The 15206-nt window shown below is 34.7% G+C and carries 15 protein-coding genes, 1 tRNA gene and 1 other RNA gene; 6 read left to right on the top strand and 11 right to left on the bottom strand.

Annotation, left to right across the window (positions count from 1 at the left end; translation table 11 throughout):
• Position 1 precedes the first annotated feature (1 nt).
• Complete coding sequence (locus BN1208_RS04385; RefSeq protein ID WP_052734636.1) at positions 2-652, top strand: HAD family hydrolase; 651 nt, start codon at positions 2-4, stop codon at positions 650-652.
• Here the strand turns inward: BN1208_RS04385 and recR are convergent.
• The 6 genes from recR to adh form a co-directional block, all read right to left on the bottom strand.
• Positions 642-1244: a recombination mediator RecR gene (gene recR / locus BN1208_RS04380; RefSeq protein WP_046488246.1), complete on the bottom strand. Its 603-nt coding sequence runs from the start codon at positions 1242-1244 to the stop codon at positions 642-644. The two genes, BN1208_RS04385 and recR, sit on opposite strands and share 11 nt — an antisense overlap.
• A gap of 9 nt (positions 1245-1253) precedes the next feature.
• Positions 1254-1562 carry a YbaB/EbfC family nucleoid-associated protein gene (locus BN1208_RS04375; protein ID WP_046488245.1) on the bottom strand — a complete coding sequence of 103 codons (309 nt, stop codon included), beginning with the start codon at positions 1560-1562 and terminating at the stop codon, positions 1254-1256.
• 11 nt (positions 1563-1573) lie between these two features.
• Positions 1574-3241 carry a DNA polymerase III subunit gamma/tau gene (dnaX, locus tag BN1208_RS04370; RefSeq protein WP_046488243.1) on the bottom strand — a complete coding sequence of 556 codons (1668 nt, stop codon included), beginning with the start codon at positions 3239-3241 and terminating at the stop codon, positions 1574-1576.
• A 29-nt stretch (positions 3242-3270) separates the two neighbouring features.
• Positions 3271-3368: signal recognition particle sRNA small type (gene ffs, locus BN1208_RS07205), an RNA gene on the bottom strand.
• A gap of 30 nt (positions 3369-3398) precedes the next feature.
• Entirely contained in the window at positions 3399-3785 is a 387-nt protein-coding gene (locus tag BN1208_RS04365; RefSeq protein ID WP_046488241.1) for a DUF779 domain-containing protein, read from the bottom strand.
• Between the two features lie 54 nt (positions 3786-3839).
• Positions 3840-5360: an aldehyde dehydrogenase gene (adh, locus tag BN1208_RS04360; RefSeq protein WP_046488239.1), complete on the bottom strand. Its 1521-nt coding sequence runs from the start codon at positions 5358-5360 to the stop codon at positions 3840-3842.
• Between the two features lie 206 nt (positions 5361-5566).
• Between adh and BN1208_RS04355 the strand changes: the two genes are divergently transcribed.
• From BN1208_RS04355 to BN1208_RS07140, 5 genes are all read left to right on the top strand, one after another.
• Positions 5567-5657: transfer RNA gene (locus BN1208_RS04355), tRNA-Ser, on the top strand.
• Positions 5658-5855: 198 nt separating this feature from the next.
• Entirely contained in the window at positions 5856-6740 is an 885-nt protein-coding gene (locus tag BN1208_RS04350; protein WP_046488237.1) for a hypothetical protein, read from the top strand.
• Complete coding sequence (locus tag BN1208_RS04345; RefSeq protein ID WP_046488235.1) at positions 6737-7597, top strand: hypothetical protein; 861 nt, start codon at positions 6737-6739, stop codon at positions 7595-7597. The genes BN1208_RS04350 and BN1208_RS04345 overlap by 4 nt, the downstream gene beginning before the upstream one ends.
• Entirely contained in the window at positions 7594-8925 is a 1332-nt protein-coding gene (locus tag BN1208_RS04340; RefSeq protein ID WP_046488233.1) for a M48 family metalloprotease, read from the top strand. The genes BN1208_RS04345 and BN1208_RS04340 overlap by 4 nt, the downstream gene beginning before the upstream one ends.
• Position 8926: 1 nt before the next feature.
• Positions 8927-9520, top strand: a complete 594-nt coding sequence (locus tag BN1208_RS07140; RefSeq protein WP_052734635.1) for a toxin-antitoxin system YwqK family antitoxin — start codon at positions 8927-8929, stop codon at positions 9518-9520.
• A 398-nt stretch (positions 9521-9918) separates the two neighbouring features.
• Here BN1208_RS07140 and BN1208_RS04330 read toward each other — a convergent pair whose 3' ends face one another.
• The 5 genes from BN1208_RS04330 to BN1208_RS04310 form a co-directional block, all read right to left on the bottom strand.
• Entirely contained in the window at positions 9919-10251 is a 333-nt protein-coding gene (locus BN1208_RS04330; protein WP_046488231.1) for a hypothetical protein, read from the bottom strand.
• A 219-nt stretch (positions 10252-10470) separates the two neighbouring features.
• The gene (locus tag BN1208_RS04325) at positions 10471-11547 is read right to left on the bottom strand and encodes a hypothetical protein (RefSeq protein WP_046488229.1); all 1077 of its coding nucleotides are present in this window, start codon (positions 11545-11547) and stop codon (positions 10471-10473) included.
• 14 nt (positions 11548-11561) lie between these two features.
• Positions 11562-12518 (bottom strand): hypothetical protein, encoded by a 957-nt coding sequence (locus BN1208_RS04320; RefSeq protein ID WP_046488228.1) that lies wholly within the window; start codon positions 12516-12518, stop codon positions 11562-11564.
• Between the two features lie 3 nt (positions 12519-12521).
• Positions 12522-13526: a prohibitin family protein gene (locus tag BN1208_RS04315; RefSeq protein WP_046488226.1), complete on the bottom strand. Its 1005-nt coding sequence runs from the start codon at positions 13524-13526 to the stop codon at positions 12522-12524.
• Positions 13523-15088, bottom strand: coding sequence for a cyclic peptide export ABC transporter (locus BN1208_RS04310; RefSeq protein ID WP_046488224.1), 1566 nt, complete (start codon positions 15086-15088; stop codon positions 13523-13525). Before BN1208_RS04310 ends, BN1208_RS04315 begins: the two co-directional genes overlap by 4 nt.
• Between the last annotated feature and the right edge of the window lie 118 nt (positions 15089-15206).

Below are 15206 nucleotides of genomic sequence, written 5' to 3'. Positions count from 1 at the left end.
TATGGAGGCTGTTCTTTTTGATTTAGATGGTACTTTGATTGATAGTGCACCGCAACTTGTAGGAGCGCTTAATCAATTAAGACAGCAGTATGATTTACCCCCCATTCCTTTTTTAGTAGGACGGCCGTACGCTTCGCATGGCGCGGCGGGTTTACTGAAAGCTGGGTTTAACATGGATAAAAATGATCCTCTTTTTGATGCGCGTGTTCAAGAATTCTTAGATATCTATAAAGAAGTATTTAATCTAAATATGCAATGCATGTTAGGTATTGAAGAATTAATTAATACTTTAAACCTTAGAAAAATTTCTTGGGGTATTATGACAAACAAAGCCAAGAAATTTGCGCAGCCTATTGTGTCTTCCCATCCGCTTTTAAAGAGCGCAGCATGTCTTATTGCAGGTGATGATGTCAGTGTGCCGAAACCTTCACCAGAAGGGCTTATTAAAGCATCACAGATGCTCTCAATAGAACCATCTGACATTATTTATTTAGGTGATGATAGGCGTGATGTCATGGCAGCAAATGATGCTGGTATGGTAAGTATGGCGGCACGATACGGTTATTTAGAAGTAGGGGATGATGCAAAATCCTGGGGCGCTCAATATATCATTGATAAGCCATCTGAGCTCTTGGACTATCTCAATCTTTAATTATTTTACGTTCAATCATAGCTTGGGCAAGTGTCCCGCTATCTACATATTCAATTTCACCACCCATAGGTAAACCTCTTGCTATTCGACTTAATCGAATGCCGCGTGCTTTAAGGAGTTCAGTGACATAATGAGCAGTAGCATCTCCGCCCACCGTAAAATTATTCGCTAAGATCACTTCTTTAACGATTCCAGCATCGAGACGTTTTAAAAGCCTATCTAAATGAATATCTTTTGGACCAATACCATCTAAAGGTGAGAGTTTACCCATTAAAATAAAATACATGCCGTTATAAGAGTGCGTTTGTTCTAGCATCATGAGATCACTTGGCATTTCGATCACACAAAGAATTGAGGCATCTCGATCTTTGGATGAACAAAGTGAGCAAACCACTTCTTCAGAAAAGTTATTGCAATAAGAGCAGTGACCCACCAATTCGATTGCGTTAGCAATAGCGCTTGAGAGTTGTGAGGCACCTTTTCTGTTGTGCTGAAGAAGATGGTAAGCCATGCGTAAGGCCGATTTAGGACCAATACCTGGTAAGCACCTTAGGGCATCAACTAACTGTTCGAGTGCTTCAGTATTTTTCATGCAGTAAAATTAGAAAGGTAGTTTCATACCAGGAGGCATCATATTACCCATCTTGGCATTGGTAGTTTGTTCAATTTTTTGTAATGCATCTTTAAAAGCCACAATGAGAAGATCTTCTAGCATTTCATGATCGTTCATGACAGAAGGATCGATCGATATTTTTTTAACTTGATGCTTACAAGAAATAGCAATTTTAACAAGCCCATTGCTTGCCAAACCTTCAACATCAATAAGTCCAAGTTCATCCTGCGCCTTTTGCATATTAGCTTGCATCATTTGCGCCTGTTTCATTAAATTACCCATGCCGCCTTTCATCATATGATGACTCCTTATGTAGTTTGATTAGGTTTAATGCTTGATGGAATAATTTCAGCATTAAATTCAGTAAGTAGTGATTTTACGAATTGATCTTGAAGAATAGCATTTTCAGTATCTTTCATAAGTGTTGACCGTTCTTCTTGTTTTTGTTTAAGCGGTGAATTATTTGCACCTTTTTGTAAGATCACAAGTTTAATGCGTTGAGCAAAGTGTTCAGACAAACTCAATTCTAATTTTTTTTGATAGGTTTCATTGAGCAGATGCTTGTGTTCATCTGCAATCGATAAAATTATTTCGTTATTTTTAAAACTGACTAGTTCAGACTGCTGGGCAAGTGCTTTGACTAAGCCTAGTTTTAATTGGTCAACAAGTTCACGCCAATTTCCATTGAATGGGACTACTTCTTTCGGTATATCTTGATCTGATGTATCTTGATCTGATATATTTTCATCAGCCTCGTGAGTTACTTCAATTTTTTTTTTAATTTCAAAGGCTTCAGAGGAATCGTCGTTTGACTTTGTGATAGTCTCTATTTTATTTGCGTTATGCACTGGTTCAGTTTTTACTGACGTTAAATTTTTTGCAAGGATTGTATCTTGTGGGGCAAAAGACAGCATTCGGAGAATAGTCATCGTGAAGCCTGCATATTCATCGGGCGCTAAATAAAGATCACGTCGACCTAATATAGTAATTTGATAAAAAAGTTGTAATTGTTCTGCACTTATCTTTTTGGTTAGCGCAATTACTTGGTCACGATCAAGATAAGAGGCATCTAAGCTATCTGGTATGGCTTGCGTTACACTAATTGTTTGAATTAGGTTTGCTAGATCATTGAGTGCTGCATCAAAAGATAGATTTCTTTCATCCATTTGTTTCGCAATCTCAATAGCTTTATGACCATCTTGATCAATGACTGCATGAACTAAATTAAATAAGTAAGATTGATCAATAGCACCTAACATTTTTTTAATCGTAGCTTCTTCTATTGTGCCGCCGCAATAAGCGATACCTTGATCAAGAATTGATAGTGCATCGCGCATACTGCCATTCGCAGATTTCGCAATTAAATAAATCGCATTGATTTCATAGTTAATTGCTTCTTCTTTTAATATTTTTTCCATATATTCTGAAATAGAAGCAGATGGCATTTGTTTTAAATTAAATTGCAGGCATCTTGATAAAACAGTGACAGGGACCTTTTGTGGGTCAGTAGTTGCTAAAATAAATTTCACATGTTCAGGTGGTTCTTCTAATGTTTTCAACATCGCATTGAACGCACTTTTTGAAAGCATATGGACTTCATCGATAATATAGATTTTAAATAGTCCTTGTGTCGGAGCGTATTGCGCATTATCCAGAAGATCTCGCATATTATCGACTTGCGTATTAGATGCTGCATCAACTTCAATAAGATCGACGTAGCGGCCTTGATCAATCTCGGCACATGCAGAGCATGTTCCACACGGCTTTGAACTAATACCTTCTTTGCAATTAAGAGCTTTGGCTAGAATTCTTGCTAGTGTAGTTTTACCAACACCACGTGTGCCTGTAAAAAGGTAAGCATGATGTAGTCTTTTTTGATCAAGTGCATTTTTGAGTGCCTGCACAACATGCGCTTGACCGACAAGCGTATCAAACGAACGGGGACGATATTTACGGGCAAGAACTTGATAGCTCATGAATAATTTTTAACCAATCCAATTTAATTAGAGGCGAGCCAGACCCCCGGCACTTGTTTCTTTAGTTGTGGCTGCTTGCTTCCGCATCTGACCAGGTTGGCTAAATTACAATGCGGGGAGGCCCGCCAATGATTATTTTAACCTAAGGGAACGCCTTTTACTCGCAATGTTTAGCAGGATGTTGGCTTAAATAGGCCCATTCTTCATCGCTATATAAGCGCGACCGAATAATAAAGCGCATGCCTGTTCCATTTTCTAGTGAGAACTGGCCACCATTGCCTGGGATGGCATCGAGCGTTAGATGTGTATGTTCCCAATAGGAGAACTGACTGGCACCCATGTAGAAATGTATACCATGTGTAATACCTACCTCGACATCAGAGCCGCCCAAATAAAATTCACCTTTGGGATAGCACATAGGTGCACTTCCATCACAACAGCCACCTGATTGATGAAATATGATTTCACCATATTTTTCTTTTAAAGAATCAATCAGCGTGTCTGCAGCTTCGGTTGTATCTATACGTGTAAAAGTTTTTTCCATAAAAAAGAAAGGCAAGACGTAAAAGTCTTGCCTTTAATTTAGTTAAATTGAATCTTAAAAGAAGCCAAGTTTATTTTCACTGTAGCTCACTAAAAGATTCTTAGTTTGTTGGTAGTGATCGAGCATCATCTTGTGTGTTTCGCGACCGATACCTGATTGTTTGTATCCACCAAATGCCGCATGTGCAGGATAAGCATGGTAGCAGTTAGTCCACACACGACCTGCTTGAATACCTTTGCCCATTCTAAATGCACGATTACCATTACGTGACCATACGCCTGAGCCTAATCCGTAAAGCGTATCATTTGCAATTTCAAGCGCTTCATCTTCATCTTTAAATGTGGTTACAGAAACGACTGGCCCAAAAATTTCTTCTTGGAAAATACGCATTTTGTTATGACCTTTAAAAACAGTAGGTTCAATGTAATATCCTTCTGCAAATTCACCACCTAATTTTTTACGGTTACCGCCGATGAGGAGTTGAGCGCCTTCTTCTTGACCAATCTTCATATAAGACATAATTTTTTCAACTTGTTCACTCGATGCTTGAGCGCCAATCATGGTTGCCATATCAAGAGGATTATCTTGTTTGATAGCTGCAACACGTTTGAGTCCGCGTTCCATAAATTTATCGTAAATAGATTCTTGTATTAAAGCTCGTGAAGGGCAGGTGCACACTTCACCTTGATTAAGCGCAAACATTGTAAAGCCCTCAAGTGCTTTATCAAAGAAGTTATCGTCTTTATCCATCACATCTTCAAAGAAGATGTTAGGCGATTTACCACCAAGTTCTAAAGTTACTGGAATAAGATTTTGTGATGCATATTGCATAATCAAACGACCTGTTGACGTTTCACCTGTGAATGCAATTTTTGCAATACGTGGTGAGCTTGCAAGTGGCTTACCAGCTTCTAAACCGAAGCCATTCACAATATTTAATACACCAGGAGGAATCAGATGTCCTACTAATTCAAGCACGACTAGAAGTGATACAGGTGTTTGTTCTGCTGGTTTAATCACAACACAATTTCCTGCAGCAATCGCAGGCGCTAATTTCCAGGCTGCCATTAGAATAGGGAAGTTCCAAGGAATAATTTGTCCGACAACACCTAAAGGCTCATGAAAATGGTAAGCCATTGTCTCGTGATCAATCTCACCGATACTGCCTTCTTGAGCTCTTACACAACTTGCGAAGTATCTAAAGTGATCAATCGCTAATGGAATGTCAGCATAAGTTGTTTCGCGAAGAGGTTTCCCATTATCGATTGTTTCAGCAATCGCAATCGTTGAAAGATTTTTTTCCATGATGTCTGCTACCTGCATCAATATATTTGCGCGGTCAGTAGGACTCTTTTTTGCCCAGCCATCCTTGGCTGCATGCGCTGCGTCTAGCGCTAGATTAATATCTTTTTCGTTTGATCGTGCAACTTCACAAAATACTTTGCCAGTCACTGGTGATATATTTTCAAAGTATTTCCCGTCTAGTGGAGGTACAAATTTACCGCCAATATAATTGTCATATTTAGCCTTAAATGGATGTTTTACTCCAAGATTATTTAATGTTTCTAAGCCCATGAATCGCCCCTAGGTTAATAGTTAATTAATATTAAATACTATATAAATCAATAAGTTATGAAATTATTAAAACGGATGTACTGCGGTAGACGTACGGTAAATAAATTCAATAGAACAACCTTAATACGAGTAAGCACTTTAATCAAGAGAGAAAAGATGATTCTTAAAGGTAAAGTCAGGTATCAGTTATAATGCCGACTCTTTCCGGAAGGGTGGATGAGCGGTTTAAGTCGCACGCCTGGAAAGCGTGTTTAGGTGAATAACCTAACGCGGGTTCGAATCCCGCCCCTTCCGCCATATTAATATAAGTTTTTTCTAATGTAAACTTTTTAAAATCAATAGTTTACATAAGAATACACTGACATTTACAAGTGCATTTATTTAGTTTTTGTCCATATTTTTGTCCACCATGTACTTAAAAGTACTTAGTCAATAGAAAGCATTTATATCTTATGATTGTTTAACATCAAGAGGTTTAAGGATACATAAAACTCCATGAATAAGCTCTTTTATCAATTCTTAAGAATTAATTCCCTAGTAATAAAGTATTTTCTTTTTTTTGCAGTGGCATTTGTACCCATTAATGCAAATTCAATTTCAGATAAAACATTAAATTCAGCGGCAGAACCCAATGGTGCATGGACTACCTTTAATATGGGGGATGATTATAAAACAGCATGGAGAGGAGAATTTAATAAGTATGAAAGGACTAATGATGGAACAATTTATCTTCCAATATATGCAATTGACTTTAATTCTAAAAAACTCAAGACTTCAATTGAATGGATGCGTATAAATTGCAACGAAGATTTTGTAACAAACTTAGGTTCATACAAAGATGGAAAATTCTCCTATGAGAATAATCCACTAGCTAGAACTAATGACCCTAATATGACCTATTACACAGCTAGATTGTTTGTTTGCCCTACAGATGCTGATAATGGAAAAAAAGCACTAATGTTCGCTTTGTATGCTAATCCTAATAATAAAACAGGACATCTTATTACATGGATTCCTGAGGAAATTGAAATTGATAATACAAATAAAAATATAATATCTTTCAATGCTTACAATTCAGGCTTTAATAAAGGAAAAATAATATTGGGATTTAAGAATAAGTTAATACTGAATTGTTCTTCAGAAAAGCTTGAGAGTACGGGAGAAAATATTTTTCATGATTTGAAAGAAGAGAAGTCAAAGAATTTAAGATTTTTATACAATACAGCATGTGGAAAAAACGACATATTAGATTTCCTTAAATCTGAAAAAAAAGATTTGAATGAGCAGCAGTTAGAAAAGGTAAAAATAAAATGTAGGAATCTTGGTTTTGTAGAGAAGACTGAGAAATTTGGTGCTTGTGTTCTGGAGTTTTTAAAATGAGACTTTTCTTTATGCTTGTTATAAGTTTATTTTCAAGCTCAGTTTATTGCTATGAAATACCAGATATTGTTAAGAAAGACCCTAAGACTATATCTTGGAATTGGACAACATTCAGTGCAGATTTTGGACAGAAAGTGACCATCTCTGCTGACTATACAAAATCAGAAAAAACAAATGACAATTTTATATTTATTCCCACTGTCACACACCAATATCAAACTAATAAAACTTCAGATAACATTGAATGGTTGAGAGTTCATTGTGATAATAATACTCAGGACAGTTTAGGTGCATATGAAAAGAGTTTTTTTTCACAAACTTTTTCCTTCAAGTTAAATCAAATGCAACTCGCTGAAAATACTAATGCTGCTGTTGCAAAACAGGCAGTTTGTGGCTTTAAGCTTGATGGCAAATCTTTTTTTGGAATAATGGCTTTAGTTCAAACTTTAAATGAATTCGAAAAAAATCCACGAATTTTTTTCTACGCTTGGAGTCCAGAGGATATTACAAAAGAAAATATTCATGGGTCTATCGTTACTTTCAAAATTCACATATACCAACCATCAACTAAACAAATGTTTTCTTCAAGTGAAGCAAATTATGATTGTGAAAAAAAATTAATGAAAAATTCGCAATTTACTACAACTTTTGATACAGCTCATGGAAGACAATTTTTATATCACTTTAATCATGTGTGTTCAATTAAAGATAAGCTTGCTAGTCAAATAGTTGAAAGTACCCCAGAGTTAAAAGAAACAAAGCTATCTTTAGAAAATGCTAAAGAGAAATGCACTAGCTTCGGCTTAAAACCAAAAACAGAAAAGTTTGGTATTTGTGTTTTGGAGCTTATGAAATGAAAAAAATTGTTTTCATTCTTTGTTTGCTTTTCAGTAACTTTACTTTTGCAGATACGCTTTGGGATTTAGATACAGTTGTTCATCAATCAAAAATATATTCAGGTCTTACTGCAAAAACAACTAATGGAAGACAAATTATACTGACAACAGAGTATATAAATAAACTAGATTCAATAAGAAAAGAAATTTCTCACCAAGCCCATATTTATCCAAAATTCATTATCTCTTCAAGTGACGTTGTGAATGCAGGTGCTACATTTCAAGATGGTCAGCCAGTTACTCTTTATACATTAGGGATGTTAGAAAAAATTGGGTACGATTATGATGCTCTCGCTGCAGTAATATCGCATGAGGTTGCTCACTTAACATTAAACCATATGGGCTCTCAACAAACTTCTAATGCAGTCGTAGATATACTTGCAGGCTTAGCAATGATTGCAATTGATTATTCATATGGAGGTTCTGCAAGAAATCCTTATAAGGGTCTTTATGAGAAGGGGCTAGAATTAACTTCAAATTTGACTAAATCAAGCTTTTCAAGAAGTGATGAAGTTGAAGCTGATGTGAAAGGAGTTAAATATATGATGGCAGCAGGATATTCTGCTGATGGCGCTATTAGGCTGCAGAATCTTATTCCTGCAAGCTCCTCTTTTTTTAGTACGCATCCATCAAGTGATACTAGAGTTGAAAATATTAGAACTGCAATGCTAAATAATCCTCAATATAGAAAAGCGCCTTCAAATGATACAAATACTATAGTAGCCTACTCAGAAAAAAGCAGCCAAAATACCACTAATACATATACTGAAAAAAGAAATTTAGATAATTATGCAAGGACTTGTGAGGATATTGGCTTCATACCTGATACAACACTGTTTATTAACTGCCTAAACAAATTTAATAAGGAAAAAACATTTGAGACCAACTCAAATACAACCATTCAAGCTTCATACACTACAACTGAGGATTACAATAAAACTTGTGAAGATATTGGCTTTAAGCCAAAAACAAAAAAGTTTAAAGAATGTATAGCAAGATTCAAGGGTGAAAGTTACGATGACTCCTCTAAAGCCAGAGATTTAGTTGATTCAGAAGATAAAAATATGGGTCAAATTGGCACTGTTATTGCAATCAAGAAGAAAGATAAGTCAGTTGTATTTGCATCTACAATTGAAGAGGAAATATCAAAAGGAAGTACTGTCAAAATATTAACAGATAAAAAACATATTACAGCGACCATCACTAATCATTTTGATGGTTATTATTCTGCTAGTGTTGAAAAAATGGACGCTATTAAGCTAGGTAATAAGGTCATCCTCATAAATTAATATGCCTTACAAAATAACTTCATTTTTATTTGTCTCTTTCGTCTTTTGCACTAATGGCTATGCAAATTGTTCTTCCGAAGAGATAGCTAAAATTATAAAAAATCCAGCTGTAAGTAATTACCATAACCCAAAAATTACATATATTTCAAAAGATGATAAATGTAGATTCACCTTAAATTATTACGGTGGGTATCTGTATTCATACGTATTTGTTAATTCAGAAGCTATTAATGATGGACCTAGAATTTGGTGGTATGACAATGGTCAAAAAAAGTCTGAAATTAATTTCAGTATGGACAAGATTACTGGGTTAGGAACTACTTGGCATAGAAATGGCATAAAACAATCTGAGGAAAATTATAAAGACAATATTATTAATGGACGTGTTACATCATGGAATGATAAAGGTGAAAAGATATCTGAGTTAATTTATGAAAACGGTTTTCCTAAAACAGACCAAACTTCATCAGTAAATGAGCCTAATGAGACTTCTAGTCAAGACCCAATTGAGATTGCAAAAAATACATGCAAAAAATTAGGACTGAAAGAGAAGACAGAGAAGTTTGGTATTTGTGTTCTTAAGAATATTAATTAATCTTTAATTCTTACCAAAAATTTTAGTGCCACATCCCATATATAAGACGAAGGGGTGGAGGGGATAAATAGCCTTTTTATAACCCCTAAAAACTAGGACGTATAACTTTCACTAACAATTAAAGTATTTTGAACATCTGGCTAAATTTACCAACCATAAGGTAACATCGTATAAGTTATTTAGTAAAAATTTTGTACCCACCATTTGACCCACCAATTATTATTTTTTTGGCAGTTTTGTTTGTATTTTTTTGAGATTTGGCTTTAGACCTCTAAATTTTCAATAATAAAAAAATTATCCTATCCCAGTTCCAAAGCCCACTTAACAAAATTTAACCACCTGTTAGAGGCATAAATATGCAATAAATATTCTGAATTAAGAGGTTAATTACTTGTGTTTTATCTTTCATCTTTAGGAGGTAATTTTTTCTTTGCGAGAAGATCATTAATATTTGGTAAGCTAAAACCTTTAATCTTTAGAAGTATGTAGATAAGGTCTATTAGAAAAAGGACAGCTAGCACAGGCATGTATTCCATGACCCCGATATACGTGAAACTTGATCCATAAAGTATGCAAATTGTGATTATTACCAAAGTATATACTACAAAAATTTTTTTTATGGGTTCATGAGTCCAGTATCTTAAAAAAAAGATAATCATTCGAGTGGTAATAAAAATAGGTAAAACAGCAATGGCATAACCAATTGGAGTGCTAAAAATATCACCAGCCATTTTGTATGCCTTTCAGTTTAATAATTTTATGCTACCTTAATCATTGAGTTATCAAGGTCACAATATTTCAAGAAGATTTATGCAGCAGAGGTGCAATAAACAGTCCACAGGACATTCAAACACCCCTCTATAGTCAGTACTGAATTTTCTAAAATCTCATCGGTAACATCAATGTACGGCATATATAATCTCCATTTTGATTGAATTAGTAAATTTTAATCATCTAACTAAGATACCTGGCGTTTGTCCGGCTGAGCCTGGAATTTTAGTTAATATAACTAATTGGTGTAGGATACTTAATACTGTCTGAGAAAATCCGTTATCTTCAGCAGGGATAATATAGCTAGTTCCCCTCAAATCATAAGTTTGAGCATATCTTGCAGTGAACATACTTGGATTTTTAATTGCAACAAAAATTTTATTATTTTTTGGATCATCATTGTAAACGTATTCAGTATTTGCTCGAATTTCAACATAAACTGGATTGGGTAAATGCTGCGCTTTCACAACTTTTCCTACATAATCAAAAATATCTTTTGAAGAGCGGACATAAATAACTAACTTTTTTTCTCCAGGGAATTTTACCTGATCAGGATAACAGTAATATTCTTTTTCAAATCTGTATTGCGAATTTTCCTGAGGGGGTCTAGCAAGACAGAATCTTGGTGCATTTTTTTCAGATATTGATTCAGCAAGAGTAAAGCCATTATCTATAAGAAAATTAAACAGATCATCGAACTTCTTATAACCAGAAAATAAGGGATTATTCAGAAATAATTCCATATCACCATTTTTTTCAACTATGCTGAAATTTTCAATAAGTAATTTGAAAACTAATTCCCTCGGATATGTATGTAGGCCGAAATATTTTGTTTTTTCAAGATTAAGCGTGCTGAGAAACTCTTTCCAAAAGACAGCATTATCGAGCGAGGATTGTGTGAAAGTAAAACCTTGTGAATAGCTTTGATTCGGAGACAAACCTGCACCAGTCAAGTTCGAGATGCCCCATAGTGTTGTATTTGCTTGAGTTTCAGCCAAACTAAAGGAGCCTCCTAAAGATGATGCAGACGACGCGTTGCCGAGTACGGATGGAATCTCAACAAAAGCAATAGGCCTACTTTCAGATGCGCGAATGATATTAGTGAAAAGTTGATTAATTTGATATTGTTCGATTGACTTTGTGTATGCTTGAGTTTGTTGATCAAAAGTCGGAGGATAGAGAGTCTTGCATCCCATGAGAAATAGAGGTACAAGAATAACAAAGAACTTTTTAAACATTTGATTTTTACTATACATAAGAACCTTTTATTTTAGTTATTAATTTCTTCATTTAGTATTTTTATATTAAGCGCCAATGAAATTTTTTGGTATCGGTTTTCGTAACGATCTAAAACTATTTCTATAAAATGATCTGGCCCGCTTGTAATAATTCTCATAGGTTTTTTAAGAGTTACATTATGAAAGGACCAACCAGCCTCTAGAGTTTGTGTACCACTTATAACTTTAAATAAATCTTCGTTTATGTTTTGTAGGGATTTTTTCAGATCATTATCGTAAGAGGTTAAGACGAATAGGTCTTTTTTAGGACTTTTAAGGACTATTAAATTACTACCTTCTACAAAATTGAAATGTTTAATACCTGCCATAGCTGTGGGTGTAAAAGGAGGAGTACCCTGATATCTTCTATTCAACTGTTTCATCAAATATTTAGGCCAACTAATTTTTGTTTCCTCTAGAGGATAAATAGCAACAGTACCAATATATACATAATTTGCATTAACCCCAGCTCGAAAGTCCCCAGTGATAAGATGAATTCCCTCTTTATTAACATAATAGGGATTAAATCTTGTTTTTAAACTATCCATGATCCCCTGATCATTGATGGAGTAATACTTTTCCTTATCACAATCTGAAATCCCCATTGTAGTGAAGGTTAATCTTTCCAAATAAAGCCAATTGAATTTTAGTGCAGAGAAAAAACATACAAGATCCTTATTTGGTTCCACAAAACGTGGACCTACAATTCCTTTTGCTTCTGAACCAGCGCGCGGTGTATGTTGAGAAGTTTCTTCCTTTTCAATTGAGTTTGAGGGATTTGGTCGGTCAGTCATAGACCTGTCATTTATTTTATTTTTTGCAACCACCTCCGAACTTAAATTTTTTCGTTCAAAGCCGCTATTAATTTGATTAGAGGTCTCTGCATAAGCAAATGAAACATATTGAAAAGTAGGGCATAGGCAAATAAAAGTAATAAATATTTTATACATAACTTAGTATTTCACACCCTCATCCATTTTTTTAATTTTTTCTAAGTCTTTTTGGAGATTTTTACCAATAGGAGACCCCTCAAGATCACCCATAATAATTGGAAGGGAAGCAGTTCCTTGACCGAATATTACAATTTTAGCATTTTGCGAATTAGCTAATTTTGATGAGGCATCAATCCCTTTCCATCTTAGATAATTATTTGTCAAACCAGTCTGAATGATATCCTGAAAATCTTTTATCCCTTTTGCTTCAATTGCTTTTCTTTCAGCCTCTTTAAGTTCAGTCGCAATAATATATTCGTAAGCTTCAAGTTTTGATCTTTGAGCAATTTTTTCTTCGATAGACTTTTGAACATCTGGAGGAAACTGTATATCTATTATTTCTATTTGACTAATCTTAATTAAACGAATGGCACTGGTCCCTGGCGGACTGATGTTATTAATGATTCCCGTATCTGCTTGAACTGTAATCTCCTTTTGCAGTTTAAATATTTCATCAGAGAATGCTTTCTCTGAAGTAAAACTTGAAATCTGTCCTCTGGTAATTGCCACAACTGTAGGAATTATAACTTTGTCAAGATATTTTTCGCCAACATATCGATGAACAAGTGGAGCTGTATCCCTATTGATTTCGTATTGAAATGCCACAGTCACGATTGACTTTAATAAATCCTTGGTAATTATCTCAATTTTTAACTCATGTTTTTGAATCTGTGTACTATAAACAACAATTGAGTTCCAAGGAAATTTAAAGTTGATACCTTCACCTGCTAGGGCAGAAGTATCGACTCCACCACTGAGCGGCCTGAAAATTACACCAACCTCTCCAGCTTTAACATGTACGCTTATTTTTGGCCATAGAACAATTGTTGATGCAGAGATGACAATTGTCACAAGGATAATAGTAATGCTATATCGCTTGAACCAATCAAGCAAAGTTCTGAGAATGAAAAGAATCAGTCCATAAGGGTGAAGCAGGCTAATCTTTTTTTCATTATTTTTTTTCATGATGCCATTTTTCCGTTGTCGAGCACAATAATCTTGTCTGCTACATCATAATATGCGTCGTCATGTGTAAGTGCAATAATGGTCTTTCCTTGATTTTTCAGCATAGGCAATATTTTTGTATAGAATTTTTTTCTAAATTCTGGATCTTGATCAGCAGCCCATTCATCGAGGATAATAAAATCTTTGTTTTCAAATAGAGCCACCATAAGGGCAATTCTTTTTCTCTGTCCAGTCGATAATTTTAGGTCACTAAACTGCCCTCTATCAATACTAACTTTTTCCTTCATTTCCATCAAACTTAATATCTCATCGAAATATGTATCTTCAAAATTGGCAATCCCATAGAGTTTTTTGAATAAGTAAAAATTATTAAAAACTATTGCAAATTTATTTCTGTAAGCCTCCAACATATTTTTTGTAACCTTTTTTCCATTGACTGAAATGGAACCATGTTCGGGTTGAATCAAGCCAACAAGCAGTCTGAGTAGGGTCGTTTTACCTGAACCATTACTACCACGAATAAAATATATTTTACCTTTAGCAAAATGGAAATTTATGGGCCCAAGCGTGAAATTAGAGGTATTTTCAATTTGTTTGTAATGAAAAAGTATATTTTCAAGTGTAATACTTTCAATTTTCTCATCCATACTTATTTGGTCAATAAAATCATTAGCTTCTTTCTTTAATTCTTCTTCAATAAGCAGTAAGCGCATTGCGGAAACATTTGCTTGAGAGATAGAGGGTATGATTTGTATAGTTGCGCTGAGTGAACCAACTAAGAAGAGGGTTGTTGTTGCAACTTGCGTGATATCATTTCCAAAGTGCTCACTAAGCATCGGCACCACAAAAATCATGATTCCAATTAGAATATAAAGCATTGTTTGAAGGAATGCGAAAAAATTTGTAATGTCAACAAGTGCATCCGTTTTTTCCTTAAGTGATTTTTTTGTAAGTTGAATTAATTCTGAAGTAATGGCTTTCGAGCGCTCAGTGTTAACTTTGACTTCTTGGAATCCAAATAAAAAATCATTGTAAAGCGAAAAATTTACCGTTTCACCTTGCCAAGCTTTCATAATATTTCTATGTGAGTTCATTAATGCACGTGATGTTATCAAGAAGATTATTAATGTTGAAATTGATAAGATTACAAATGCTGTAAATGAGATAAAAGCAGTATAAATAATAAGAAAAATTACTATTGAAAGACTAGTAAATGCGCCAACTAATAGAGGAATTGAAGTGGAGAGAACTTGAGCTTCTCTACCAATTGCATTGAGGATGCTGGTGGCACCGATTTTTTCATAATTTAATAATTCAGTTTGTAAAACCATTCTCATCATGCGTAAAATAAATTTATGGACCATTATTTGGCCCTGTTGGACATTTTTACGGTTTGCCTCTTTGCTGAAGCGCCAAAATACAATTAGAAGAGCTATGTAGAAAAAAAAGAGCAATGTAATTGGTTTATCTGTCCCTAAATTAGTCGCAGCAATGTTGATGAGTGCAACTAGCAAAGTACCAATGAGAGCGACAAACATGGAAAGAAAAAAGAGTGATTTCATCTCGATGAAACCCTCTCGCTTTAAGAACTCAAATAAATGTGTACTTGTTATAGATTGCATATTAAAGAGGGGAAAAAATACCCCAGCTTTTTGGGGTATTTTTCAAAATTTTTTTCTA

The organism is Candidatus Methylopumilus planktonicus, from assembly GCF_000981505.1.
In the GTDB taxonomy this organism is placed as follows: domain Bacteria; phylum Pseudomonadota; class Gammaproteobacteria; order Burkholderiales; family Methylophilaceae; genus Methylopumilus; species Methylopumilus planktonicus.
This window is presented reverse-complemented; position numbering and strand designations above follow the sequence as displayed.

What these genes read in the sequence shown, in the direction of transcription:
- BN1208_RS04345 (WP_046488235.1), top strand. Translation starts at nt 6,737, where the DNA reads ATGAGACTTTTCTTTATGCTTGTTATAAGTTTATTTTCAAGCTCAGTT.
- BN1208_RS07140 (WP_052734635.1), top strand. Translation starts at nt 8,927, where the DNA reads ATGCCTTACAAAATAACTTCATTTTTATTTGTCTCTTTCGTCTTTTGC.
- BN1208_RS04330 (WP_046488231.1), bottom strand. Translation starts at nt 10,251, where the DNA reads ATGGCTGGTGATATTTTTAGCACTCCAATTGGTTATGCCATTGCTGTT.
- recR (WP_046488246.1), bottom strand. Translation starts at nt 1,244, where the DNA reads ATGAAAAATACTGAAGCACTCGAACAGTTAGTTGATGCCCTAAGGTGC.
- BN1208_RS04325 (WP_046488229.1), bottom strand. Translation starts at nt 11,547, where the DNA reads ATGTATAGTAAAAATCAAATGTTTAAAAAGTTCTTTGTTATTCTTGTA.
- BN1208_RS04315 (WP_046488226.1), bottom strand. Translation starts at nt 13,526, where the DNA reads ATGAAAAAAAATAATGAAAAAAAGATTAGCCTGCTTCACCCTTATGGA.
- dnaX (WP_046488243.1), bottom strand. Translation starts at nt 3,241, where the DNA reads ATGAGCTATCAAGTTCTTGCCCGTAAATATCGTCCCCGTTCGTTTGAT.
- BN1208_RS04375 (WP_046488245.1), bottom strand. Translation starts at nt 1,562, where the DNA reads ATGATGAAAGGCGGCATGGGTAATTTAATGAAACAGGCGCAAATGATG.
- BN1208_RS04385 (WP_052734636.1), top strand. Translation starts at nt 2, where the DNA reads ATGGAGGCTGTTCTTTTTGATTTAGATGGTACTTTGATTGATAGTGCA.
- BN1208_RS04350 (WP_046488237.1), top strand. Translation starts at nt 5,856, where the DNA reads ATGAATAAGCTCTTTTATCAATTCTTAAGAATTAATTCCCTAGTAATA.
- BN1208_RS04310 (WP_046488224.1), bottom strand. Translation starts at nt 15,088, where the DNA reads ATGAAATCACTCTTTTTTCTTTCCATGTTTGTCGCTCTCATTGGTACT.
- BN1208_RS04365 (WP_046488241.1), bottom strand. Translation starts at nt 3,785, where the DNA reads ATGGAAAAAACTTTTACACGTATAGATACAACCGAAGCTGCAGACACG.
- BN1208_RS04340 (WP_046488233.1), top strand. Translation starts at nt 7,594, where the DNA reads ATGAAAAAAATTGTTTTCATTCTTTGTTTGCTTTTCAGTAACTTTACT.
- adh (WP_046488239.1), bottom strand. Translation starts at nt 5,360, where the DNA reads ATGGGCTTAGAAACATTAAATAATCTTGGAGTAAAACATCCATTTAAG.
- BN1208_RS04320 (WP_046488228.1), bottom strand. Translation starts at nt 12,518, where the DNA reads ATGTATAAAATATTTATTACTTTTATTTGCCTATGCCCTACTTTTCAA.